A 22,607-nucleotide genomic window follows, 5' to 3' on the forward strand; every position below is an offset into this window, starting at 1 on the left:
ACCTTGGAACGATCTTCAGTTTGCGAAGATCGCCTTGACCTGCTCGTCGGTAAGGCGGGTATTGGCCCAGAACGAATCGGACAGGTCCGCTTTCACATATTTGCCGAGGTCGTCGGCGGTGATCGTCGGCACCGGCAGCACGGTGTCCCTGGCCGCGCTCTTGCCATCCAGCAGATCGAGCGTGATGCGCAGCGCTTCCGAACCGAGCCAGGTCGGCTTGGAGGTAGCGATCGACACGAAGCCCTTGTCCTTCAGCGCCTGCCAGCGCTTCAGGTAGCCATTGTTGTCTTCACCGGTCATCGGCACCAGCGGGCGCTGCGCCGCTTCGAACGCGTCGATGGCGCCGAGCGTCATGGCGCCGCCCTGCGACCACACACCGTCGATCTGCGGATTGGCGGCGAGCAGGTTGGAGACCGCCTGCTTGCCTTGCGCGTAATCCCATGAAGCATCGACGGCGCCCAGGATCTTGATGCCCGGATTGGCATCGAACACCTCCTTGGCGCCCTTGTAGCGGTCGTCGCTGACCGAAATGCCGGCGATGCCGTTGAGGGCGATGATGTTGCCCTTGCCGCCCATCTGCTTGACCAGCCATTCGGCGCCGGCCTTGCCGAAGGCGATGTCGTCGACCGTGACCAGCGCGTCGTAATCCTGCGATTTGATGGTCGAGGCGAGCAGCACGACCTTGATACCCGCAGCGCGCGCCTTCTTCAGTGTCGGAATGAGTGCTGTCGGCGAGGTCGGCGTGGTGATGATGGCGTCGACCTTCTTGGTGATCAGATCCTCGATGTTGGTGATCTGCTTTTGCGTGTCGCCGGCGGATTCCACATAGACGACGTCGACACGGTCCTTGTCCTTTTCGGCCTCGGCCTTGAACTCGGCCGCGAGCTGGACCGACCAACTGTTGCCCATGAAGTAATTGTCGTAGCCGATCGTGTATTTCTTGTCGGCGGCGAACGCCGAGGTGATCAATCCCGCCGTGACGACGGCGACGGTCAGCAGAGTCTTCAGTCCCATTTGCATCAAACCCCTTGTTGGTTCGCGCCTTGCGCGTCACGGCCAGAGCGGCAACAGATGGTAGCTTGTCCATACAAGGAGTCAAGTTGGTGATATAGGCCGTCGCCGCTCACCGCGTCAAAGGCCGAACCGGTCCTTCAGCCGTCCCGACAGGATCGCCGCCTTCACGCCCACCGGCCAGAACCGGTGGAACCGGATCCTCTTCACCTGCGATATCGGCATCGGGAAGGGAGCGGTCTCGTCGCCGCGAAGACGCTGCGCCAACGCACTGCCCATCGCCGAGGCCATGGCGACGCCGCGGCCGTTGTAACCGAGGCAGATCAGCATGCCGTCTTCCGGCTCGTGCACATGCAAGAGGTGATCCCTGGTGATCGCGACCCGACCGTTCCAGCCATGTGTCCAGCGTGATCCGGCAAGCGCTGGCCAGAGCTGGCGCGCGTAATCGGTAAGGTAGCCGATGGCGGACGCATTCCCGATCGGCCTCATCGGCCCCCTGCCGCCCATCAGGAGGCGGTTCTGCGTATCGATCCGGTAGTAGACCGTGATGTTGCCGGCCTCATAGACGACCTGCCTTTCGGGAAGGATTGCCGCGGCAACCGGGGACGGCAACGGTTCGGTCGCGGCGATGGCGCTGAACACCGGAACGAGGGATTGCTCCAGGCCCGGCCAGAGTGTGCCGGTATAGCCGTTGGTCGCGATCAGGACCTTCTCGGCGCTGAGAGAACCGCTTGCGGTCTTGAGGAGCCACCGTCCGGCTTCCCTGCCGAGCGAGAGGACCTCGCTGTCGCCGAAGATCCGCGCGCCGGCATTCTGCGCCGCGGCGGCAAGGCCAAGGGCATATTTCAAGGGATGGAGATCGCCGCCGCGGGCGTCGAGCATGCCCGACATATATCTGTCCGTGCCGGTCCGCGCCGCCATTGCCTTTGCGTCCAGAATGGCGACCGGCATGCCCCGCCGCTCGCACTGCTCGGCCGTGGCCTGCACGGCGCCCGCCGGTTTCAGGCGGACGGCGGCGCGTATGGTGCCGTTCTGCCTGATGTCGCAGGCGATCGACAGGCGCTTGATGAGATCGAAAGTGAAGTCGGGCGCGCCATAGGAGAAGTCGACCATGCGCGGTCCGAGATCCGGGCCGAACATTGCCTCTATGGTGTCGGGATCGTATTTGAGGCCGGGATTGACCTGGCCGCCGTTGCGCCCCGAGGCTCCCCAGCCCGGCTGGCGCGCCTCGAGCACGGCGACGTCCTCGCCGGCTTCCGCCAGATGCAGGGCAGTCGAGAGCCCTGTGAAGCCGCCGCCGACAATGGCGATCCTCGCACGCTGCGCACCGGCCAGGGTCGGGTAGTTGACGCTGCCGCCGGCGGTTTCGCGATAAAGGCTTCTGGGCGGTTCGCTTTCGAGCATGTGTGATGCTTACGAGAGAGTGGCCGATGGAACAAGTTCTCCCCTGCACCAAGGCAACGGCAACCGTTATGCTGCCCGTTGTTCGGCCCTGCAAGGAAGCTGCCGGTCCGATCAGTTGTCAAAAAAAGGGCTGACGAACTCCGAGACCATCTCGGCCGCCGTCAGGTTACCTATCCGGCCCTGACGATGCGAAATCCTTCGAGCTCGGCCACGATGGGCAGGCCCTTCCACCGCTCTATGTCGTGCAGGATGATCAGTTGCCCAAGATCGCCGCCGATCTCGGTGTTGATGCGGTCGATTGTCTTGAGCTGTTCCCAGACGCTGCCGACGGCATTGTTCAGCGGCGCGTAGACGCCGTCGTGCTTGTGCCCGGTGATCTGCCGGCTCGAATAGACGCAGTCGCCGGAGATGACCAGCCTGCCTCGCGCGGACTGGACGATGACGAATTGCTGCCCGATCGTGTGACCGCTTCCCAGCCGGACATGGATGCCCGGCAGCACATCGTCCTTGTCGCCGTCGATCAGCGAGACGCGGTGTTCGACCGATGCATCGAGGGCGGCGCGCAGCGTATCGGGATCGATGATGGCGGTCAGATAACCGAAACGGGGAGGCAATGCGATCGCCTCATACCAGGAAAGCAATTCGCTTTTCTGGATGTGGAGATTGGCGTTCGGGAACTCGGCGATCGATCCCATGTGGTCGAAATGCGCATGGGTGACGAAAATGTCGGTGATGCCGCCGGGTCCAATGCCAAGCTCGGCCAGCATGCGAACCGGCGAGACCCAGTAGGGGATGCCGAATTTCAGCGAGAAGGCGTCGCTCGATTCCTGGATGAAACCGGTGTCGACCAGCACGTTGCGGTCGCCGCGCCGCAGCAGGACGAAGGAGAAGGGCAGATCGACCTTGCCGTCGTCATACATGCCCGAGACGAGATCCACCCAGGGCTGCTGCCGTGATCGGGCGAACTCGATGACATAGACTTCCCAGGGTTCGTTATCGCTTGTCATCGGTTCCTCCTCAGCGTTCCGCCAGCGAGCGGCCGAGACTGGCCGTGCCCACGGCGATGATCAAAATGGCGCCCTGCAACACATATTGCGAGAAGGTCGGGGCGCCGAAAATGTTGAGGCCGTTGAAGCCGAAGGCGATGATGAGGGCGCCGACCAGCGTCCCAAGCACATGAAATTCGCCGTCGCGCAGCGTTGCCGAACCAAGGAAGACGGCGGCGAAGGCGGTGAGCAGATAGGAGTCGGCCGCACTTGCCGTGCCGCTGCCCAGCCGCGAGGCAAGCAATATCCCGGTGAGTGCCGCGCACATTCCCGAAATGACGAAGCCGAGGATCTTGATGCGGTCGACATTCACTCCGGCAAGGCGGGCGGCAACCGCGTTGCCGCCGACGGCCTGGATCTCCTGGCCGAGCGGTGTCCGCTCGACCAGAAGCCAAAGCCCGCCGAGGACGAGGATCATGACGATGATGTTGTTGGGGATGCCGAACAGCCAGCGGCCAAGCGAGAGCTGGAGGAAGGCCTCCGGCACGCCGGCGACAATGGGAACGCCGGCGGAATAGGCGAAGGCGAGACCCGTCAGGATCGTGCCGACGCCCAGCGTCGCGATGACGGAATTGACCTTGACCTTGGTGACGATGAAGCCGTTGACGAGGCCGATCACCGCGCCCAATGCGATGACGATGACCACGGCAAGCGGGATCGGCAGCTTGTCGTGGACGACAAGCCCGGTGATCAGGATGCCGTGCAGGCTGGCGGCGAAGCCGATGGACAGGTCGAGTTCGCCGACGACCACGGCCAGCGTCAGCCCGCCGGCAATGATCATGGCCAGCGAGGCCTGGTTCAGCACATTGGTGAAATTGTTGACGGTGGGAAAGGCATGCGGCGACAGGATCGAGAAGGCGACGATCATCGCCAGCAGTCCGATGATTGTGCCGTAGCGGGCAAAGATGCCGAGCACCGCCTTGGTTCCGGGCGACAGACGCCGGGCGCTAATCGCAACGTCGCTCATGCCAGATGATCCTCCATCAGTGCTTGCGGGTCGACATAACTTGCCTCGACGATCGCCTTTCGCGACACGGCCGAGCCGGTCAGTTCGCGAACGATGCGGCCTTCCGACATCACCAGCACGCGGTCGCACAGATCGGGCAGTTCGTCCGGTTCCGACGAGATCACCAGAACCGCCATTCCGGAGTCCGCCTGCTGGCGGATCAGCCGGTGGATCTCGGCGCGCGCGCCGATATCGACGCCTCGCGTCGGTTCGTCGAGGATCAACACCTTCGGCTTGCGCTGGAGCCAGCGGCCGATCGCAACCTTCTGCTGATTGCCGCCGCTGAGGCGGCCAACGGGCGTGCTGGCGTTGCGTGCCTTTATCGACAGCGAGCTGATCATCTCACCGGCCATGGAGGTGCGGGCGCGGCGGTTCAGCAGCGGCAGGTATCGGCCGTGCACAATCTTGTCGAGATTGGCGATGCCGAGATTGAAGGCGATGCTCTTGGACAGGAACAGCGCCTCGGCCCGGCGCTCCTCGGGGATCAATCCAAGCCCGGCCCGGACCGCCGCCGCAGGCGAGGCGGGCTGATAGGGCCGGCCCGCCAGCCTCATCTCGCCGCTGTCCGGCCGGTCGGCCCCGAAAAGCAGCCGGGCGAGTTCCGTGCGCCCGGCGCCGACAAGGCCGCCAATGCCCAGCACTTCGCCGGCGTGAAGCTTGAGGCTGACGCCGCGGACCTTCGGCGCCCGCGTCAGCTTGCTGGCTTCCATCACGACATCGCCGCGCGGCCTTGTTGTGGCTGTCCGTTGCGAGTCGCGAATGGCGCCGCCGACAATCGCCTCGACCAGCGCGGCTCGGTTGAGCCCTTTTCCGGCAAGCTCGGCCACGGAGCGACCGTCGCGAAACACCGACACGCGCGAGCACAGGTTCAGGATCTCGTCCAGCCGGTGCGAGATGTAGAGCACCGCCACTCCCGAGGTGGAAAGATCGCGCACGATCGCAAAGAGCCGTTCCGCCTCGCTTGCGGCAAGCGATGCCGTCGGCTCGTCCATGACGATCAGCCGCGCCTCGCGCACCAGGGCGCGGCAGATGTTGATCAGCCATATCTCGGCCGTCGAGAGGCCCTTCACGCTGGCATTGAGCGGCGCCGATATGCCGACGCGCCTGGCGATGGGGGCTACGTCGCGCGCGATCGCCCGCCAGTCGGTCAGCCCGAAGCGCGATTTCTTCGGCACGCCCAGCATGATGTTCTGCAGCACGGTCATGCCCGGCACAAAGGCAAGCTCCTGGTGAATGAAGCTCATGCCGAGTTCGGTCGCCCGCTGCGGCGTGGCGATCTGCTGGCTCTGGCCGTCGATTTCGATACGGCCGGCGTCGGGATGGTTCAGTCCGGCGAGGATGCGGATGAAGGTCGACTTGCCGGCGCCATTGGCGCCGACAAGACCATGGATTTCACCCGGCGCAATGTCGAGCGACACGCCCTTCAGTGCCTGCGCGCCGCCAAAGGCCTTGGTGATATCGTGTGCGACCAGGAACGGAGTTGTCATCGGCGCCGCCTGCTGCGGCGCACCCCTTGTGAACGCCGTCTGCAAACCAAGTCCTACTTTATGGCTTCCGGATGGTCCTTGAGAAAGGCGTCGACGGTTTCCTTGGTCACCAGCACGGCCGGAACTTCGGCAGCCTTGGCTTGCCAAGCGCTGCCGGCGTCCTTGATGTCCTTCAGCATCTTGACCATGTTGTAGCCCTCGGTGAAGCTGTCCTGCCAGGCCGTCGCGGTCATGAAGCCGTTCTTGATGTTCTCCAGCGCCTGGGCATTGCCGTTGATGCCGTAGACCAGCACGTCGTCGCGGCCTTGCGCGCGCAGCGAACCGATGGCGCCGATCGCCGGGTCGTCCCAACATCCCCAGATCGCCAGGTTTTCCTGGCCGGCCGGATGCGAGGCCAGCCAGGCATTGGCGTATTGGGCGCCGTCCTCGAAATAGCCGGGAATGCGCACTTCGTTCTTGGTGACGGTGATGCCGGGGTTCTTGGCGACGATCTCGTCCATGACGACTTCACGGTTCCGGCAGACTTCGCCGGTCCGGTAGGTGAGGGCAAGTATCGAGCCCTTGCCCTCCATTTTCTTGACCATCAGATCGACGACCGGGATTGCCATCGGGCCGCCCGAGCCATTGGTGGCGGCAACCGTCGAGCCAAGCCCGCCGCCCCAGGTCACGACAGGTATTCCAGCGTCGCCGGCAGCAGCCAGGCCGGCGCCGATCGACGAATAGGGAAACACCATGTCGATGATCGCATGCGCCTTGAGCTGCGCGAAATTCTGGATCGCCGAGTTGGCCTGGTCGGCGCTGCCGGCGGCATCGACGACATTGGTCTGCCAGCCAAGCTCGTCGGCGGCCTTCGTGGCGCCCTGGATGTAGCGGACATTGTTCGCTTCGGTGGCGCTGATCGACACGATGCCGAGCAGCGGCTTGTCTTGCGCGGCAGCACCTGAAGTCGCCAGCGAGAGCGCTCCAAGCGCGATGATGTAGGCAATCTTTTTCATGGTTTTCCTCCCTTCGTCCATCTGCCGTCAGAGCCTCATTGACAGCAAACCGTTTCGCTAACGTCCTGCAAAATGCAGCCCAATGCAAGCATGAATCCGCTGGACAGAGCCATTAATCTAAACCAGACTTTAGCGAAACGATTAGCTATCGGGGCGAAATGGCCACCATCAAAGACGTTGCCAGAAAGGCAGGCGTGTCGACCGCGACGGTCTCGGCGGTCATGAACGACACTGCCTTTGTCAGCCCGGAACTGAGGGCCCGCGTCGTCACCGCCATTCGCGAATTGCGCTATGAGCCGTCGCAGGCCGCCCGCAACCTGCGCCGCAACCGCAGCCAGTTGATCGCGCTCGCGGTGGCCGATCTGTCGAACCCGTTCTACGCACGCATCGTCTGGTCGGCGGAGGCGGCGGTCGCGGCATGGGGCTATTCGCTGGTTCTCTTCAACAGCGATGAAAAGCCCGACACCGAGCGGCGCATCCTGTCGCGGATTCGCACCCTTGGTTGCGACGGAATGGTTCTGGTTCCGGTGGGCGCGGCCAATCAATACCAGTCGCATGAGTTCGAGGGCATCGCGACCGTGCTTCTGGGCCGTTCGATCGAAGGCAACAGCGCCGATACGGTGACCATAGACAACCACGCGGCCGGCCGGCAGGCCGTCGACTATCTGCTCGATCTCGGGCATCGCCGCATCGGCTCGGTCACCGGTCCGATGCAATTGTCGACCAGCAAGGGCAGGCTCGACGGCATGATCGACGCGATGGCGGCGCGTGGGCTCGCACCGCAGCCCGGCCATGTCAGGTCCGGCGAGTTTCGCGAGGAAGCGGCCTATTCGGTCGCTCGCGACATGATGGGCTCGCCCGATCGCCCGACCGCGATCTATGTCGCCAATGGCGTCATGGCCATCGGCGTGATGCGCGCCATCGCCGATCTTGGCCTGCGTTGTCCGCAGGACGTCTCGATCGCCTCAACGGACACGGTCGCCGGCGCCGGCGGCTTGAAGCCGCGGCTGACGAGAACCGAGCACCCCATCGCCGACATGACCAACGAAGCGCTGCGCCTGCTCGTGGACCGCATCGAGGAGAGGGGGGCCGAGCCCGTGCGCAACATCATTTTTCAGCCGGCGCTGATCGTCGGCGAAAGCTGCATGCCGTTGCGCGGGGATGCCGGCTGAGCGGCAGGCTCACTCGGTTTCAGTGACATTCAAACAGTATACATTATAGGCTTAAAATACATTGCCAGACGATCAAACATGTGCTCCACTTCGCCTTGGAGCATAGGCTGGCAGGGCAAATTCTGTCGATATGTGGCTGCCTTTCAACGGATGAGCCCGAGAACACAGCCGTAATCATATACGAAATCTTCGCATGGGAAGGCGTGGATGACGAAACCGATAGAGTTCAAACGGGTTGGCGAGGGCAATCTGCGTGCCCAGGTCTATCAGCAGATCCGCCTGACGATACAGCGCGGCGAACTGGCGCCCGGCCGGAAGCTCGTCGACGTCGATATTGCCGCCCAGCTCGGCATCTCCAGAATGCCCGTCCGCGACGCGTTGATGCAGTTGGTGCATGAAGGTTATCTGGTCGGCACGACACGCGGCTTCACATTGCCCACGCTTACCGCCACGGATGTCGCCAACATTTTCGAGGTCCGCCGCCTGCTCGAACCGCGGGCCGCCGCGCATGCCGCACGCACACTGGACGCCGCTGGCCTCGAGACGCTGACAGCCGCGCTTCAGGAGGCAGAGGCAGCGGCCGCCGCCGGCGATGCGGACCACTTTTTCCAGGCCAATTCGGCATTCAGGAACTGCTGGCTCGGCGCCGTCGAGAACGATCGCCTTTCACAAACGATTGCCCGCTTCGCCGACCACGTCCTCGTCGTCCGGTTAAAGACGCTATCGCACCAGCCGACGCAGGCCGTCATCGTGGCCGGCATGCGCGCAATCCACGAGGCGTTCGTCAAGCGCGACGCCGTCGCGGCCTACGACCGCATGACCCACTTCATTCAGAACGCCGAGGAGCGGTTCATGAGGCTGAGCCCACCGTTGCAGCATTCCAACGATGAGGGTGAGAATATCCCGCTGCAGGAAAGATCATGATCAGAAAGCAGCATCCGCTGAAAGGACCGAACAGGTTCAAGCTCGGCGTCTTCTCGATGAACGCCGATGGCGGCCTGGCAATGACCACCGTTCCCGAGCGCTGGCGCGCCCGCTGGGAAGACAACCTCAATTCCGCCGGCATCGCCGATCGCGCCGGCCTGGAGTTCCTGCTGCCGATCGCGCGCTGGCGCGGTTTCGGCGGTCTCACGCATGTGCGCGAATGGTCGTTCGAGACCTTCACCTGGGCGGCGGGTCTTGCCGTCGCCACGGAGAACATCGGTCTATTCATGACGGTGCATGTGCCGCTGGTTCATCCGCTGCAGGCCGCAAAAGCGCTGGCGACGGTCGACCACATCTCCAACGGGCGTGCCGGCTTGAACATTGTCTGCGGCTGGAACCCGGACGAGTTCGCCATGTTCGGGCAGACGGTCGGCGATCGGACCTACGATCAGGCGGAAGAATGGATCAACATCATCGAGCGTGCCTACCAATCCAGGGAGGCGTTCGATTTTGCCGGCGAATTCTACGACCTGAAGGGGGTCGTCAGCCGTCCGCCAAGCCTGCAGGCGCCACGCCCGGTGACCATGAACGCCGCCTTCGGCGCGCCGGGGCGCAACTATGCGGCGCGTCACTGCGACTATTTGTTTTCGACTTTTTCCGAAATTGCCGATGGCCGCGCGCATGTGGTCGACATCACCAACCGCGCCGCCGAGGTCGGACGCGAGGTCGGCGTCTACACTGTCTGCCACGTCGTCTGCCGGGAGACCCAGCAGGAAGCCGAGGACTATTACCAGCACTACGCGCTGGAATGCGCGGACCAGGGCGCGGTCGACGAGCATATGCGCAAGAAGAAGGAATTCGCTAACTCGCATGACGCAAAGGCCTTCACCGATTATCGGCAAAGGTTCGCCGGCGGCGCCGGAACGTTCCCGCTCATCGGCACGCCGGAAAAGATCGTCGACGATCTCACCGAGATCATGGACCAGGGATATTCCGGCGCAGCCCTCACATTCGTCAACTACACCTACGAATTGCCCTTCTTCTGCGACCGCGTGCTGCCGCTGATGCGCCAGGCCGGGCTTCGCGTAAACTGATGCCGGCGGCCGCCATTCCGACGACATGGGTGCATGGGCACGACGCCATCAATCCGCGCGCCTTCAAGCAAGCGATGCGAGCCGTGGCGGGGTCGGTCGCCATCCTCGCTTCGGAGCATGACGAGATAGGCTTTTGCGGCATCACGGCGACGGCTATCTGCTCGTTCAGCGCCGAGCCGCCTTCGCTTCTGGCTTGCGTGAATCGCAGCAGCACCTTTGCCTCGGCCATTCGCGAAGGCTTGCCGTTTTCCGTCAATCTTCCTGCCGGCGACCAGGAGAATGTCGCGCGTGCTTTTGGTGGCATGACCAGAGCCAGGGGCGTCGCGCGGTTCTCGTCCGGATCATGGGTGCGCGGCGAAACCGGCGCGCCCTTGCTTGTCGGCGCGCGGGCAATGTTCGAATGCCGGGTGGCCGAACTCATCGTGCGGGCGTCGCATATGATTGTGATCGGCATCGTCTCGGGGGTCGCGCTGGATCGCGCTGACCGGTCGCCGGTCTTCTACGCGCATGGACGATTCCTGACGGTAGGAGATGATGCCAACTAATTGCCGTACACGTGGCGGCGCAGCGATTGAAATTTCAGATCGGCCTGATCGTGGGCCCAACATAAGCGAAGTGATCTATCAGAGGGAGTACGGCAATGCGCATTTGGAAGACATTTGTTCTGGCTGCACTCATGTCGGGTGTAGCGGGTATCGCCACGGCCGAAGAGGTTGTCCTTAACGCCGTGCATTTTACGCCAACGCAGAACGGCTACGCACAGAGTTTCCTGAAGTTCGTTCAAAAGGTGAACGAAAAGGGCAAAGGCGTGGTTCAGATCAATGTGCGTGGCGGGCCGGAGGTCGTTCCGCCTATTCAGCAGGGCGCGGCGCTCAGGAGTGGCCTGATCGACATGATCGACACACCGGCAGGGCAATTCCTGGAGCTCGTTCCGGAAGGCGAGGTTTTTTCCGCATCGACGAAAACGCCTTGGGAAGTCCGCGAAAATGGCGGTTGGGATTTCATCAGTGGAATCTTCGAGAAGAAGGCCAATGCCCATCTGCTGGCGCATGTCGACGCGGGCTCGGGCTTCAACATCTTCACCATCGACGAACCAAAGCTCAACGACGAAGGCAGCATCGACTGGAGCAGTCTGAAAATCCGCTCGTCGCCGCTTTATCGCGACTTCCTGGAATCCCTGGGCGCAGCCGTGATCGTGCAAGCCCCCGGGGACGTCTACACCTCGCTCGAGCGCGGCGTCGTCAATGCCAACGCCTACACCGTATTTGGCTATGCGTCCTTCGGCTGGGACAAATTCACCAAATACCGCATCGACCCGCAATTCTTCAAAACCGATGTGCTGGTCTCGATCAACAAGGCGAAATGGGACGCGTTGTCGCCCGAGGCGCAGAAGCTGCTTGCCGACACGGCCGTCGAATACGAGCGCGCGAGCTACGACGCCAATCTTGCCGAGTCTGAAAAGCAGGCACAGGCGATGATCGACGGTGGGCAGAAGGTGGTCAGCTTGACCGGCGCCGGCCGCGACAAATTCCTGGCAGCTGCCGCGCAGGCGAGTTGGGCGAGAATGACCAAACGCGATCCCAGCAACATCGAACAGTTGAAGAAATTCTTTCAATAGCCCGATGGAGGGCGCTCGCGCGCCCTCCCAAGGACAGGCATGAGGGCCGTCGGGAATGGACAAGTTGTTTGCAGCGATCGGGAAGCTGAGCCTTGCGCTGGCCGCGGTGGCGAAAGTGGTGCTTGGTCTCATCATTGTCGCGGTGGTGGCTGACGTATGCGTCCGCAATCTGGGCCTGAAACCGCTTGCCTGGGCGGTGTCCGCGACGGAATATGGTCTGCTCTACGCGGCATTTCTGCCGATGCCCTGGCTGGTCCACAGCAAGGGCCATGTCTTCGTCGAGTTCCTGCGCAAGGCGCTGCCTGTGCGGGCTCGGGCGGTGCTTGAAAAACTGGTCTATCTCGCCTGCATCGGTGTCAGCCTCTACCTTGGCAGCGTCGCACTCGCTTCCCTGATAGGCGCCGTGTCGGGCGGCGAATATGAGACGCGCAGCTTCGACATGCCGAAATGGCTGGTCTTTCTGCCTATCATGCTCGCCTTCTACCTCTCGGCGCTGGAATGGCTCAGATATCTGCTGGGTCGTGACACGCTGTACACGCTCGATCCTCTGGAAATGGAAGGGCTCTGACCGGTGGCCTGGCTGTTTCCATTCGCCGTGCTCGTTGGCACCATCCTTGTGTTGATGGGCCTTGGGCTGCCGGTCGCCTTCGCGTTCTTCGTCACCAATGTGATCGGGCTGTATTTGTTCTTCGGCGGTTCGGTCGGCGTGACGCAGATGGTCGCCAACTTCTCCGACGCCGTCTCGACCTATGCGCTTGCGCCGCTGCCGATGTTCCTCGTCATGGGCAGCCTGTTCTTCCGCTCGGGCCTCGGCGAGAAGGTCATCTACGCGCTCGACCTGTGCATCGGCAATCTGCGGGGACGCCTTGCCTATGTCGTGCTCGCCGCCGGCACGATCTTCTCTGCGCTTTCAGGCTCGAGCCTCGCCAATACCGGCATGATGGGCTCACTGATGGTGCCCGAGATGCTGAAGCGGGGCTACAAGCCGCACATGGCCTACGGACCGGTGCTTGGCGCCGGAAGCCTTGCCGTCATCATCCCGCCGTCCTCGCTGGCTGTCTTGCTTGGCTCGCTGGCCCAGATCGACGTTGGCGCACTTCTCATAGCCGGTGCTCTGCCTGGACTGCTTCTCGTTGTCATGTACGCGGCGCTGATATTCGCACAGACGAAGATCGACCCGGATGCCGCTCCGCACTATCCGGTGCCCGCCGTTCGTGCGGCCGAGAAGGTGAGGGCGGTCGCCGTCAACATCATTCCGATGAGCGTCATCGTGTTCATGGTGGTCGGCACGATCATCCTTGGAATAGCGACGCCGACGGAGTCGGCAGGGCTCGGATGTGCCGCCGTCTTCGCGCTGTTGTTTGTCTACCGAAGGTTCAGCTGGTCGGTTGTCTGGAAGTCGCTGGATGATGCGATGAAGGTCACGGGCATGACCTTCCTGATCATCTCGGCTTCGACGACGTTCTCGCAGATATTCGCCTTCTCCGGCGCGTCGAACGGTTTTATCCAGTTCATCGTGGGCTACGACCTTGGACCGTATCCCATGCTGCTCATGATGGTGCTCGTCATCCTGCTGCTCGGCATGTTCATGGATCAGGTCTCGATGATGCTGATCACGCTGCCGATCTTCCTGCCGATCGCCCAGCAATTCGGCTACGATCCTGTTTGGTTCGGGCTGATCCTGCTGCTTGCCTACGAGGTCGGCTTCACCACGCCACCGTTTGGTCTGCTGCTGTTCATCATGATCGGTGTTGCACCGAAAGGCACGTCGCTCAAAACGGTTGCACTGTCCGCGGCGCCCTACATCGCGCTGACGCTTCTGCTGATCCTGCTGATTGTCCTCTTTCCGCAGATCGCCCTCTTCCTTCCGAATTTGATCTAGCCGAACCCAGCAGGTGGTCCAGATGCGCTTTGCCTATCTCGCTTTCTTCCACGATGACCGCCAGGAAAACCTGTCCATCGCCGGTGAAGACGTCGACGCCGTGCGGGGCGTAATCGCCACAACGCCAGGTCTTGCGCTTGCAAACATCTACCTGCCTGAAGTGGCGACGGACTTGTTCAACAAGGATGGTCCGCCGCCGGTCTTTGGCTTCCAGCTCTATTTCGACGAGTTGGCGGAGATGGAGGCGGCGCTCGCGCCGTCCGGCCATCTGCAGGCGCTTGCCGCACCGGGTATGCTGTCGAGCATTGCCGGTTCGAGGCCAACCCAGCAGGCAATGTGCGTGCGTCCGTTCCCCATCGATGACGCTGGCGTCAAGACGTCTGGACTGCCCTGCAGTTACCTTGTCCACTATCCCGGGCCAGCCGAAGACATGAATAGCTGGCTCTACCACTATGTGACGCATCATCCGCAGTTGATGCGATGCTTCCCCGGCATTCGCCACATCGAGGTTCTGTCGCGGCTGGATTGGTGCGGCTCGCTGCCCTGGCCGCGGGTCGACCATATGCAGCGCAACCGGGTCATGTTCGACAGTCCCGCGGCGCTGACGCACGCGCTGCAATCGCCGGCGCGGCTGGAGATGCGCGCCGACTACAAGACCTTCCCGCCCTTTTCAGGCGGCAGCCGGCACTTTCCGATGTCGACGGAAGCCGTGCATCCTTTGCCGCGGACCACTGGCAAATAACGCGAGCAGTTCGCCGACGCTGAAAAAATCTCTGGAGTTTTCATGTACGACTTTCGGAAAAGATGTGTCTCGCTCGATCGCCTCATCGGCACCTTCTGCGCCATCCCGCATCCGGTGGCGGTCGAAGTGGCGGCTGCAAGCGGGATCGATTTCCTGTGCATCGACTGGGAGCATTCGCAGATTGGCCGCGAGCGGCTTGAGGATCTGGTCCGCGCCGCCGACGTCCATCGGATTCCCGCGATGGTGCGTGTGCCCGGCCACACGCCGGAGTGGATCGCGGCCGCGCTCGACGCCGGCGCGTCAGGCGTCCTGGTGCCGCGTGTCTCGACGACCGAGCAAGCGCGCATGGCGGTCATGGCTTGCCGTTACCCGCCTGTCGGTGCACGCGGCGTCGGTCCAGGTCGCGCCGCTGGTTATGGGTACAGGATTCCAGACTACCTCAAGTCGGCCAACGATGTCCTGGCGGTCGCCATCCAGGTCGAGACCGCCGAGGGCCTCGCCAACATCGACGACATAGTCCAGGTAGACGGCGTCGACGTGATCTTCATTGGCCCCGGCGACCTGTCGGTCTCGATCGATGCCATGGGGCCAGCCGGTCAGGACAAGCTCGATGCAGCGATCGTCAGGATCGCGGCTGCTGCGCGCGCGGCCCACAAGGCCGTCGGTATCTTTCGCCCCTCGGCGGATGATGTCGGCAAATGGTCGAAGCACGGCATCAGCTTCTACATGCTGGCCAGCGACACGATGTTTCTTGGCGCCGGCCTTGCCGCCGGTGCCGCCGCCGCGCGCAGCGCCTGATTGCAAGAGATTGGCATGAAGATAATCAAGACCGACGGCGTGTTGTCAGTCGAGGCAGAGCAGCTGCGCTACCTCGACGGCTTGAACGCCGAGTTCGTCGAAAAGACGCTTCTCACAGAGGATGCCCTGATCGAACAATGCCGTGACGCCGATGCCTTGATGATATTGCGGGAGCCGATCACGGCTCGCGTGCTGGCGGAACTGAAGAACCTGAAGGTGATCGGACGGTTCGGCGTCGGTCTCGACTCGATCGACGTCGAAGCTGCCACCCGTGCCGGGGTTCAGGTAACTTATGTGCCGGACGCCAATCTGGTGGAGGTCAGCACGCATGCCATGGCCCTGATCCTGGCCCTGACGCGCAGGCTGAAGCAGTTCGACGGCGCAGTACGCGCCGGCCGCTGGGCTGCAATGGCCGACGGCGCCGGCATCACGCGGCCAGACAGGCAGGTTCTCGGCCTGATCGGCTTCGGCCAGATCGGACGCCTGACTGCCGAGCGGGGGCGGGTCTTCGGCTTTCATGTCATCGCCCACGACCCGCATATGCCGGCGGAGCGCATAACGGCCGGCGGTGCTGAACCGGTCGGTTTCGACGAGCTGCTTGCCAGGGCCGACATCGTCTCGCTGCATGTTCCCGCAACACCGGAAACCAGAAACATCATGTCGGCTGATGCCCTGTCGCGCATGAAGCAAGGGGCGATACTCATCAACGTGTCCCGTGGCGGCCTCGTCGATGAGGTCGCGCTGGCGGATTTGATCCGGCGTCGCCATTTGGCAGGCGCCGGCATCGACACATTCGAGCAGGAGCCGCCTTCGCCCGACAATCCGCTGCTGGCGCTGGACACCGTCCTGGTCAGTCCACACGCGGCGCACTACTCGACCCAGTCCTACGCCGAGGTTCGCAACAAGGTGTTTGCCGATGTCGCATCGGTCCTGCGCGGCGGCAAGCCGATATATCCGGTCAACCGGGTATGACTGTCCGTTGAAGAGAGCCGATACGGCCTATTCGGTCGCCCGCATCATTTTTCAACCGGCGCTGATCGTCGGCGAAAGCTGCATGCCATTGCGCGGGAATGCCGGCTGAGCGGCAGGCTCACTCGGTTTCGGTGGCCAATGTGCGGATATCCGTCAGCACGAGGTCGGGATCGAGGAAGTCCATGCTATAGATGTTGCGGACCAGGCCTGCCTCGTCGATCAGGAAGACGCGAAGGATATGGCTGAGGCCTCCGGTCGGATCCTGTGGATCGGGATCCGGCGCAACCGCCTGGTCGTAGGCCGCAAGGATCGGGCGAAGTGCTGCCTGGCCGGGCGCGGTCACGAAGAGCCATTGCGATCCGCCGTCACCGGGATCGCGCCAGAGCGTGCCATAGTCGGCCATGACAGCGGGCGTGTCGTGGTCCGGGTCGAAGCTCATCGAGACGAGGCGCACCCGGCGGTTGAGCTCGGGATAATGGCGCACAAGCGCGCGCAATTGCGCCAGCTGCGCCGTGGCGACCGGACAGATGTCGGCGCAGCGTGTGTAGATGAAGGAGAATACGGTGATGTGGCCGCGCAGCAGCTTGGCCAAGTCGGCGCTTCCGCCCTTTTCCGTCAGCACCGGGCCGCCTGCCGCTGTTCGGATCGGCGGCAGGTGGTAGGAGCCGGGCTGCGGCAGCGCGAAAGCGTAGGCCGATACCGGACCCGACGGCGCGGCCTCGGCACCATGATTGCTGCCGTGGGCCAGGGCAGCGCCGCCGAAGCCGATGCCGGCAAGGATTGCGAAAGTGAACGACAGGTGGCGCATCGGCTCTGTCCTCCGAGGCCTGTTGTCACTTGGCGTAGAGACTGGCGGCGCCGAAGGCCATCATATGCGGCCGGCCGAGCTTTTCCCCGGTGAAGTCGATTTCGAAGCGCGGCGTCAATTCCTTGCCGTTCCAGGCATAGGCCTTCAGGAACTGCTCGTTGGCGTCGCCGGCCTTGTCCCAGTTGGCGAGCAGCGAGCTGGTATAGTAGATGCGCTCGCCATCCCAGCTCTGCGAGACCATGTTGAGTTGCTCGCCGATCTTCTTCTCGTAGATCTGCCTGGGGTGGTGCGGATCGGAGACGTCGAAGACCCTGGTCATGCCGTCCATGAAAGTGTCGGCGAACAGCGTCTTGTCGTCGGCGCTCAGGCTGATGTCGACGGGGATCGGCAGCTTGGCGGGATCGCCGATGTCGGCCACTGCCTTGGCCTGCCATTCGCCCTTCTCGTCCTCGTGGACCAGCCAGAGTTTCGAGGTAAGCGCGGTCGAGGTGAAGGCATAGGCATGGTCCTTGCCCTGGGCCCAGCGTATTTCGAGCGGCACGCCCGGCACCTGGAAAACCTTCTTCGGCGTGCGGGCATGGAAATCCCAGATGATCATGGAATTGCCGAACTTCTTCATCGCCTCGGCGTCGCCCGCAACCTCGCCGAAGGGACGCATATAATTCTCGCGCCCGGCGAAGGACGAGGTCAGCATGACGTTCTTGCGCGGCAGGACGCGCGCATCATAGCCGTAGCCGTCGGCAAACTCGCCGCCAGGGATATCCTTCGCCTCCTTCGCCGTCGGCAGCCAATGGGTGGCGATGTATTCGCCTTCGTTGGAGAACTCGACGAGCGCAGTGCGGCCGGTGCCGTCCTTGTTGGAGAGCGCCGGGATCATCATGCGTCCAGGCAGCGCATAGGCGCCGTGCGGACCGACGACGCCACCGGTCTTCTGCTCGAAATCGGCAATCGTCTTGACCAGCTTCGGGTTGGCCGGGTCGCTTGCGACGTCGAAGACGAAGATCGTGTTGCTGTCGAGCCCCGTCGCCCAGAACTGGCGGCGGTCATCGGTGAAGCCGCCATGGTGCGCCTCGTTGCGGCTGCCGATGGAATCGGTATCGATGACTTTGCCTGATGTCGGCGAGTTGTCTCGCGCATCCACGGTGACGAGCTTGTCGGAGCCGTCGCCCATCCCCTCGACGCCGAGTGTCCAGACATAGACATAGTCTTCGTGACCGGTGATCTTCGGCATATAGGGCGAGAGGCACGTCTCGTCGGCAGCTGCGGGCAGGGCCACCGTGGCAGCCAGCAAGGCTGCAAGTCCACGAGATGTCCACAAACCGGCGCCCGGGCGGCAACTGAGGACCGGCGCAGCCAGGCGAGCAAGGAAGCGGGTGATCGCTGGAGGTGTCGCGCGGATTGAGGCGCTTCTCAGCAAATTTGCCTGATTTGCATAAAAGGATATGTCGAGCGAGCCGTCCTCGCGGCGGCGAACGTCAATCGGATCCGGACTTGTCATCGCGGCAGCCCCCCTGAACAATAGTCTGTGTCGGCAAGATGCCCGACCAGGGCGGACGGCGCTTGAGCAAAGCCCTACCAAACCCTTGTCTTATTCCTGTATCTTCCTGTCCAAGCGTGAGCCGTTCGCGGCCACATCGTGAGTTGCGGCCATGCGTTACCGTTTCGGAAATTGCGAACTCGCCCCGAGCAGCCACGAGCTGATCGTGGACGGCAAGCCACGACCGGTGGAACCCCAGGTCTTCGACTTGCTGCATCTTCTCATCAAGAAGTCCGAGCAGCTCGTGACCTATGACGAACTGATCGCGGAGATCTGGAATGGCCGTATCGTCTCGGATTCGGCGATCAGCGCCCGGCTCAGCGCCGCCCGCGCCGCAATCGGCGATGACGGCGCAAGGCAGGAATTCATCAAGACCGTGGCACGGCGCGGCGTTCGTTTTGTCGGCAATGTGGAAACCGTCGGGGAGGTGCTGAAGCCAGACCATTCTCGCAGCGAAAAAACCGAGGCAGACCACCAGCGCGTGAAATTCTGCAATTCGCGCGACGGCACCCGCATCGCCTATGCGACGACCGGTTCTGGACAGGCTCTCGTCAAGGCGGGACATTGGCTCACCCATCTCGACTATGACTGGCGAAGCCCGATCTGGCGGCCGTTCCTCAACGAACTGAACCGGCATATGCGGGTCACCCGGTACGACCAGCGCGGCAACGGGCTCTCCGACTGGAACGTCGAGGACTTCTCGCTGGAGAGCTTTGTCGAGGACCTGGAAGCCGTTGTCGATGCCGCCGGACTGGAGAGGTTCGCGCTCTACGGCACCTCGCAAGGGGCTGCGATCGCCATTGCCTATGCTTGCCGGCATCCGGACCGGGTGAGCCATCTCATCTTGCATGGCGGCTACCAGAAAGGACGGCTTGTCAGGACTTCAGCCAGCGAACGCGCTGAGGGCGAAGCGATATTGACCCTTATCCGTTACGGCTGGGGCCGTCCCGGCAGCCCTTTCATCAAGGCGTTTTCGTCGATGTTCATTCCGGACGGCACACGCCAGGAGATCGACTCGCTGGCGGAACTGCAGAAGTTGACCACGTCGCCCGAAAACGCCGCTCGCCTCAGGGAGGCGGTCGACCGCTTCGATGTCAGCGGTCTTCTACGACAAGTAGCGTGCCCGACGCTCGTCCTGCATTCGCGCGACGATGGCGTCCATCCGATGGATCAAGGCCGGAAACTCGCTGCGGGCATTAGCGGCGCCGAGTTCGTGATGCTGGAAAGCGCCAATCATGTGATTCTTCAACACGAGCCTGCGTGGAGCGTGCTGTTCAACACGATGATGAGATTTGTCGGGTCGACCAAAGATCGGACATGAGCATCACTCCATCGTCTTCCCGCCGCCGGAGCTACCATGCGCCGATGGCAACGATCACGATGGCAACGGCTAAAGGCCGTGCTTGTTCGGCGCGTCGTTTTCATCGGGATTGGGGACGGGGTCTTCGTCCGGAAGCCTCTCCGGATCCGGTTCACGCATCGGCTTCGGTTCGGGAAGCGGCGGTGGTGTTGGCACCGGCGCAGGCGTTGGTTCGGGAGTGGGAAGAATGGCCATGGGTGATTTCCTTCCGCTCGGCGCTCTCTGCCTTGGCGCGTCATCGACGTCGGCAGAATGCGAATTTTCGGATTCGCCACACCAGGTTTTCGCTCTACCGCTGATGCAGCAGAACGACCACGCCTGCCTATGGTTCCGCTGTGAGCCACTGACGATCCTGCAGGGATTGGGCGCGCTCGTGGCAAGATGGCAACCTCAGAAAAGTGTGATCGAAAAGTCCGTGCATGCGGGCCTTGCCGACCTCACGCAGCGCCATAATTCCATTGAGGGCCGGGGCAAATTCACCTGCTGAATAGGAGGCGGCCGTGAAGCACCAGACACTTGACCAACTGCATGCCGTTGCCGACGTTCACGCTGAAGCAACATATCTCGTGGAGACCAGGAGCCAACGTCTCGAACGCTGGGCGAAGCTTCTGGAGCAAAATCCCGATCGGCGCCTGGAAGCGCTCCCGGGCACCGAATACAAACCCGCTGAAATACGCGAAATGATGCGATACGACGGCTCGCCGATCACTGTGGCCTTCGACGATCCGATTTTTCGCGCGCAAGGCTTGAAGGATGACACCTACGGTGAAGCCAGGCGCTTCTTCGAGCTGACAGACTGGCAGTTGCACGACATCGTCTGCCATTGCCATGTCGGGGCCACGATAAGAGCGCGATGGGCTGCCTCTCGCGTTCGGGCGGCAATGTCCGAGAGGCATGGCTTCCTTGCCTGGTTGCGGGGAACGTTCGCGTATTGAGGCGGGGGTTGCACACGCAGCGGACATTGGCGCTGTGTGCGGCGGTTGATTTGTTGGACGATAGAGGCGGCGAGATGATTTCACCGCCTCTTGAGCTTGCTGCGTGCCCTGCTAGCCGATGATCCTGAATCCGTCGCGCTCCCGGCCGGGATCGATGTCCTGGAATGTCACGCTGGAGACCGACGCCCCGCGCGGCCCTCTCCAGAACCGGTTCATCATCGTCGAAACCGCGCCCTCGGCCCCGACGATCAGGGCTGCTACGGATCCGTCGTCTTCATTGCGGACCCATCCGGCAAGGCCGAGCCTTTCGGCCTCGTTGCGTGTCCATGCACGAAAGGAGACGCCTTGCACCCTTCCGCCGATCCTGACGCTGATTGCCTTGCGCCCTTCGCCCATGGCCGCCTCCGTGCGGACGGGTCAAGTCGAGTGCCCAGTCCACCCGGATCGCATATCACGTCGTTGTCTGGATGATCAGCGTCAAGGTGCCGTCGCCGTCGACGTTGGCAGCGACAACCTGCGAAGAGTTGAGCCCGTTAGCCGCCAGCGCCGACGTCGCCTGCGGCGATGCGTCGATCGAGCTTTGCAGGACATGCAAATCCTCGGCGCTGGTCTGGGTAATCACCGCCTCTGCCTGCGTCTTGAGATCCGGCGGCAGATCCTCGAGAGCGATGATCGCGACACCGGTAAAATTCTGATCGGAAAAACCTTGGTCAGGCGGTATTTCGCCAGGCGGCGTCTGATCAGGCACGATTCCTTGGGCCGGGGGGTCGATTTGCGGGAGCGGGTCGAGGGATTGCGCGTGGATCGGCTGCGCCAGGGCCAGTCCCGAAAGGGCGGCGATCATCGTCAACATGCGCATGACCTTTCCTTCCGTTTTGCTCGAGGAGGACCATCTTGGTGACCACACAACCACCGCGCCGGACTATGGTTCCCCTCCGTCGCGGAAAAGGCCGTCAGGGCTCTGCCATAATGGGCATGGCAGTCATGTGCCGCTCGATTGACTGCGGGCGACTTCGGGGGTGACGGGGGCAGGTGACGACGGTCTGAACCAGCGGCAGGTGAAATCCTGATTCAAAGCGGCGCTGCAAGCTGTTGAAATTGCTGGCGATGCAGGCGTTCCAGCCTCAAGCCGCGACGAATTCCTTGTGGGCGCGCAGGAAGCGCAGGAAATCCTCGCCACCGAGGATCAGGTCTCGCTCCATCGCAGTACGGGCCTTGGCGGAATCCTTGTCCCGTAGCCCCTCGATCACCCGCTCGTGCTCGGCCGCGCCGACATATTTGTGCTCGCCTTCGTTGAAGAAGACGGTGAGCATCGGCCCCATCGAGACCCACAGGCTCTCGATGTGGGCGACCAGCATTTCCATGCGGGAAAGCCGGTAGACGGTGAAATGGAAGTCCCTGTTGTAGCGGAATGACTGGTCGGGGTCGCCGGCCCGGTCGGCCTTCTCGAAGAGTTTTTGGATGCCGGTAAGCTTGTCTACATCCTCAGGGGTGGCGTGCTCGGCGGCAAGGCCGGCCGCCAGGCCCTCCAGCGAGAGCCGGATGGTGCGCACTTCCATATAGCGCGCCAGCGTCAGGGCGGGAACGGTGACGAAACGGCCCGAGCGCAGTTCGAGGCCGCGTTCGCTGACCAGCCGCAGGCAAGCCTCGCGGGCAGGGGTGACGCTGGTGCCGAGCCGGTCGGCCAGATCCTGCATCACCAGCCTCTGGCCGGGCCGGAACTGGCCCGCGATCAATCCCTCGCGAAGCGCAACATAGGCGCGCGCCGAAAGATTGCCCTGTTCGAGCGGCTGAATGTTCACGGCGTCGTTCTCCT

Annotated in this window: 25 protein-coding genes; 13 read left to right on the forward strand and 12 right to left on the reverse strand. The window is 62.8% G+C overall.

The genetic code is table 11. The annotated features are described in order from the left end of the window. Positions 1-15: 15 nt before the first annotated feature. The 6 genes from C9427_RS20240 to C9427_RS20265 form a co-directional block, all read right to left on the reverse strand. Entirely contained in the window at positions 16-1,014 is a 999-nt protein-coding gene (locus tag C9427_RS20240; RefSeq protein WP_167434411.1) for an ABC transporter substrate-binding protein, read from the reverse strand. A 117-nt stretch (positions 1,015-1,131) separates the two neighbouring features. Then, positions 1,132-2,415, reverse strand: coding sequence for an NAD(P)/FAD-dependent oxidoreductase (locus C9427_RS20245; protein WP_107650872.1), 1,284 nt, complete (start codon positions 2,413-2,415; stop codon positions 1,132-1,134). A 170-nt stretch (positions 2,416-2,585) separates the two neighbouring features. Then, positions 2,586-3,422 (reverse strand): N-acyl homoserine lactonase family protein, encoded by an 837-nt coding sequence (locus C9427_RS20250; protein WP_107650873.1) that lies wholly within the window; start codon positions 3,420-3,422, stop codon positions 2,586-2,588. A gap of 10 nt (positions 3,423-3,432) precedes the next feature. Further along, on the reverse strand, positions 3,433-4,428 hold the full coding sequence (locus tag C9427_RS20255; protein WP_107650874.1) for an ABC transporter permease: 996 nt from the start codon (positions 4,426-4,428) through the stop codon (positions 3,433-3,435). After that, positions 4,425-5,954, reverse strand: a complete 1,530-nt coding sequence (locus C9427_RS20260) for a sugar ABC transporter ATP-binding protein (protein WP_245437108.1) — start codon at positions 5,952-5,954, stop codon at positions 4,425-4,427. Before C9427_RS20260 ends, C9427_RS20255 begins: the two co-directional genes overlap by 4 nt. Positions 5,955-6,007: 53 nt before the next feature. Next, on the reverse strand, positions 6,008-6,949 hold the full coding sequence (locus C9427_RS20265; RefSeq protein WP_107650940.1) for a sugar ABC transporter substrate-binding protein: 942 nt from the start codon (positions 6,947-6,949) through the stop codon (positions 6,008-6,010). Between the two features lie 158 nt (positions 6,950-7,107). Between C9427_RS20265 and C9427_RS20270 the strand changes: the two genes are divergently transcribed. The 10 genes from C9427_RS20270 (at position 7,108) to C9427_RS20315 (ending at position 16,151) form a co-directional block, all read left to right on the forward strand. Then, positions 7,108-8,121, forward strand: coding sequence for a LacI family DNA-binding transcriptional regulator (locus tag C9427_RS20270; protein ID WP_107650876.1), 1,014 nt, complete (start codon positions 7,108-7,110; stop codon positions 8,119-8,121). A 207-nt stretch (positions 8,122-8,328) separates the two neighbouring features. Continuing rightward, entirely contained in the window at positions 8,329-9,045 is a 717-nt protein-coding gene (locus C9427_RS20275) for a GntR family transcriptional regulator (protein ID WP_107650877.1), read from the forward strand. After that, positions 9,045-10,139: an LLM class flavin-dependent oxidoreductase gene (locus C9427_RS20280; RefSeq protein ID WP_107650941.1), complete on the forward strand. Its 1,095-nt coding sequence runs from the start codon at positions 9,045-9,047 to the stop codon at positions 10,137-10,139. Before C9427_RS20275 ends, C9427_RS20280 begins: the two co-directional genes overlap by 1 nt. Next, positions 10,139-10,684, forward strand: coding sequence for a flavin reductase family protein (locus C9427_RS20285; RefSeq protein WP_107650878.1), 546 nt, complete (start codon positions 10,139-10,141; stop codon positions 10,682-10,684). Before C9427_RS20280 ends, C9427_RS20285 begins: the two co-directional genes overlap by 1 nt. 95 nt (positions 10,685-10,779) lie before the next feature. Next, a complete protein-coding gene (dctP, locus tag C9427_RS20290) occupies positions 10,780-11,757 on the forward strand; it encodes a TRAP transporter substrate-binding protein DctP (RefSeq protein ID WP_107650879.1) in 978 nt (325 codons plus the stop codon). Positions 11,758-11,812: 55 nt separating this feature from the next. Beyond that, on the forward strand, positions 11,813-12,325 hold the full coding sequence (locus C9427_RS20295) for a TRAP transporter small permease (RefSeq protein ID WP_107650880.1): 513 nt from the start codon (positions 11,813-11,815) through the stop codon (positions 12,323-12,325). A 3-nt stretch (positions 12,326-12,328) separates the two neighbouring features. Next, on the forward strand, positions 12,329-13,639 hold the full coding sequence (locus tag C9427_RS20300) for a TRAP transporter large permease (protein ID WP_245437109.1): 1,311 nt from the start codon (positions 12,329-12,331) through the stop codon (positions 13,637-13,639). 22 nt (positions 13,640-13,661) lie between these two features. Continuing rightward, complete coding sequence (locus C9427_RS20305; RefSeq protein WP_245437110.1) at positions 13,662-14,381, forward strand: hypothetical protein; 720 nt, start codon at positions 13,662-13,664, stop codon at positions 14,379-14,381. Positions 14,382-14,423: 42 nt separating this feature from the next. Further along, complete coding sequence (locus C9427_RS20310; RefSeq protein ID WP_107650881.1) at positions 14,424-15,179, forward strand: HpcH/HpaI aldolase family protein; 756 nt, start codon at positions 14,424-14,426, stop codon at positions 15,177-15,179. Between the two features lie 15 nt (positions 15,180-15,194). Then, entirely contained in the window at positions 15,195-16,151 is a 957-nt protein-coding gene (locus C9427_RS20315; protein ID WP_107650882.1) for a C-terminal binding protein, read from the forward strand. Positions 16,152-16,269: 118 nt separating this feature from the next. Here the strand turns inward: C9427_RS20315 and C9427_RS20320 are convergent, their stop codons facing one another. Beyond that, positions 16,270-16,959, reverse strand: coding sequence for an SCO family protein (locus C9427_RS20320; protein WP_107650883.1), 690 nt, complete (start codon positions 16,957-16,959; stop codon positions 16,270-16,272). Between the two features lie 25 nt (positions 16,960-16,984). Further along, positions 16,985-18,277, reverse strand: coding sequence for a methanethiol oxidase (gene mtoX, locus C9427_RS20325; protein WP_245437111.1), 1,293 nt, complete (start codon positions 18,275-18,277; stop codon positions 16,985-16,987). A 331-nt stretch (positions 18,278-18,608) separates the two neighbouring features. Between mtoX and C9427_RS20330 the strand changes: the two genes are divergently transcribed. Beyond that, entirely contained in the window at positions 18,609-19,817 is a 1,209-nt protein-coding gene (locus C9427_RS20330; RefSeq protein WP_107650885.1) for an alpha/beta hydrolase, read from the forward strand. A 69-nt stretch (positions 19,818-19,886) separates the two neighbouring features. Here the strand turns inward: C9427_RS20330 and C9427_RS34145 are convergent, their stop codons facing one another. Then, a complete protein-coding gene (locus C9427_RS34145) occupies positions 19,887-20,051 on the reverse strand; it encodes a hypothetical protein (RefSeq protein ID WP_167434412.1) in 165 nt (54 codons plus the stop codon). On the opposite strand from C9427_RS34145, the gene C9427_RS20335 reads away from it, so the two are divergent. Beyond that, the gene (locus C9427_RS20335; RefSeq protein WP_107650886.1) at positions 20,050-20,343 is read left to right on the forward strand and encodes a hypothetical protein; all 294 of its coding nucleotides are present in this window, start codon (positions 20,050-20,052) and stop codon (positions 20,341-20,343) included. The two genes, C9427_RS34145 and C9427_RS20335, sit on opposite strands and share 2 nt — an antisense overlap. Positions 20,344-20,356: 13 nt before the next feature. Then, a complete protein-coding gene (locus tag C9427_RS34830) occupies positions 20,357-20,791 on the forward strand; it encodes a hypothetical protein (RefSeq protein WP_107650887.1) in 435 nt (144 codons plus the stop codon). A gap of 111 nt (positions 20,792-20,902) precedes the next feature. Here C9427_RS34830 and C9427_RS20345 read toward each other — a convergent pair whose 3' ends face one another. The 3 genes from C9427_RS20345 to C9427_RS20355 form a co-directional block, all read right to left on the reverse strand. Next, on the reverse strand, positions 20,903-21,187 hold the full coding sequence (locus C9427_RS20345) for an acylphosphatase (protein ID WP_107650888.1): 285 nt from the start codon (positions 21,185-21,187) through the stop codon (positions 20,903-20,905). A 55-nt stretch (positions 21,188-21,242) separates the two neighbouring features. After that, positions 21,243-21,644: a hypothetical protein gene (locus tag C9427_RS20350; protein ID WP_245437119.1), complete on the reverse strand. Its 402-nt coding sequence runs from the start codon at positions 21,642-21,644 to the stop codon at positions 21,243-21,245. 271 nt (positions 21,645-21,915) lie between these two features. Further along, on the reverse strand, positions 21,916-22,593 hold the full coding sequence (locus tag C9427_RS20355; RefSeq protein ID WP_107650890.1) for a GntR family transcriptional regulator: 678 nt from the start codon (positions 22,591-22,593) through the stop codon (positions 21,916-21,918). Between the last annotated feature and the right edge of the window lie 14 nt (positions 22,594-22,607).

It is taken from the genome of Mesorhizobium helmanticense (genome assembly GCF_003034915.1).
GTDB classification, from domain to species: Bacteria; Pseudomonadota; Alphaproteobacteria; order Rhizobiales; family Rhizobiaceae; genus Mesorhizobium; species Mesorhizobium helmanticense.